Source organism: Bacillus sp. GMs2/2, from assembly GCF_050172095.1.
Taxonomy (GTDB): Bacteria; Bacillota; Bacilli; order Bacillales; family Bacillaceae_G; genus Bacillus_A; species Bacillus_A cereus.
The window spans coordinates 1-1,704 of record NZ_JBNLYE010000614.1 but is presented as its reverse complement, the minus strand read 5'-3'; the positions used below and the strand labels follow the sequence as shown (position 1 = coordinate 1,704).

Genomic DNA, 1,704 nt, shown 5'->3' with positions numbered 1-1,704 from the left:
GTTTTTGTGCAAAAAATGCGGTAAATATTTTTGTACAAAGGAAGTTTTTATCTGTTAGCTATTAAATGAAAGAATTTCTTGTTGTACTTTACATTGAATATAGAAGTGAGTAAAAATGACGTATCCATTACAAGTTGATTTTCCGTTTGGAGTTCCTTTTGGTGATGAAATGGAAAAAATATTTTAGGATTTAGCAAAGAGTATTAACAAAGAAAAAGGATTCCACTAGAACATATGGACAGAGAATCAGGAGACAAAAGAAGCTGGAGGCATTTATATATTTGAAGAAAAACAGATGTGGAAATGCACAAGAAGAGACTTCAATCTTCTAGTGATAAATATATTAGGGTAAGAATTTTTAAAATCAATAAAAAGCTAACCAAACTGAATCATGGTTATGTTAAATAAAAAAGAAGGAGATAGCTTCCTTCTTTTGCTGAATTCTGCCTTTATGATAGCTCGTCCACCGTCACCAAGCTAAACTTACACAAAGTGAATTTTAGAATATATTGTTTATTTCCTAAAAAATGGTCACCATATCAAAAAAAGAAAATTGTACGTTTGGACACAATTTAGACACAAAATATCCGATTCCTTGTACGATAAAGGATCGGATATTTATTTTACTGTTTTATATAGTGGGCAATTTCTCCCTTACGAGGTCTGTGTAGCAACCGAACCAAATCTGATGGTAAGTATTAGTGGACATCAAAAATAATAATGACTAATCCAGATTAACAATTAAATATACCAATATGTTAAATGACTAAATAATACAAATGATATGAAGAGAATTTCTACTCTTTTATACCGTTTTACATTTGTTTTTAAATATCATACAAAATTCGTGGACAGATGGCAGCACCTCTTTTATAAATAAGGCTCAAAAGTTACCATACCTGATAACGGAAATATTAATGTAACTCTAGTTCCTTTATTCACTTCAGATTCAATGGTAATTTTCATACCTAATTTTGAGCACAGTTTTTCGCATAGATACAAACCCATTCCTGTACTTTTGCTAAATCTTCTTCCGTTTTCTCCAGTAAACCCTTTCTCAAAAACTCTATTTATATCTTTAGTGACTATCCCTACTCCATTATCCTCTATAGTTAGTATTACTGAGTTAGTTTTCTTAATTGTGTATATATGTATCATTTGTTCTTTGTTATTTGAGTACTTTATAGAATTTCCTATTATTTGATTAATAATAAATTCAACCCATTTTCCATCACTATATACGATCTCATCAATATCCTGTATATCTAATTTTATTCTCTTATGAATAAAATCCCTATAGTTTCTTTTAATTACATTCCTTACTACATTATCAAGGTTGATTGGCTTGATAATATAGTCTTCATTAACGTTATTGCTTCGAGAATAATACAGAACCTGTTCTACAAACCCCTCGATTCGATCCATTTGAGAGTCAATTTTATTCGTTACTTCATTTTGATTATTTTCAATAATAAGCTTTGTAGAAGCTATTGGTGTCTTAATTTCATGCACCCATGTCTCTATATATTCTCTGTAATCCAATTGAATATCTCTATAATACTTTACATTTTCATGCATATCTCTACTTACTTCTTTCAATATAGCGTTAAGCTTTTCCCCATGTATAAAGTTTGCTTCCTTTACTACCTCAGGAAGTAGGTATTTTTTCTCCAAGTTTTCTAATATACCGTTAATCTCATTATA

1 protein-coding gene and 1 pseudogene are annotated in these 1,704 nt (G+C 29.8%); one reads left to right on the top strand and one right to left on the bottom strand.

Features of this window, described 5'->3' with window-relative positions; all coding sequences use genetic code 11:
* Nucleotides 1-115: 115 nt before the first annotated feature.
* Nucleotides 116-408 (top strand): annotated as a pseudogene (locus tag ACQGS6_RS27955) (monooxygenase).
* 462 nt (nt 409-870) lie between these two features.
* Here ACQGS6_RS27955 and ACQGS6_RS27950 read toward each other — a convergent pair.
* On the bottom strand, nt 871-1,704 hold an 834-nt coding region (locus ACQGS6_RS27950), incomplete at its 5' end, for a sensor histidine kinase (protein WP_426965990.1).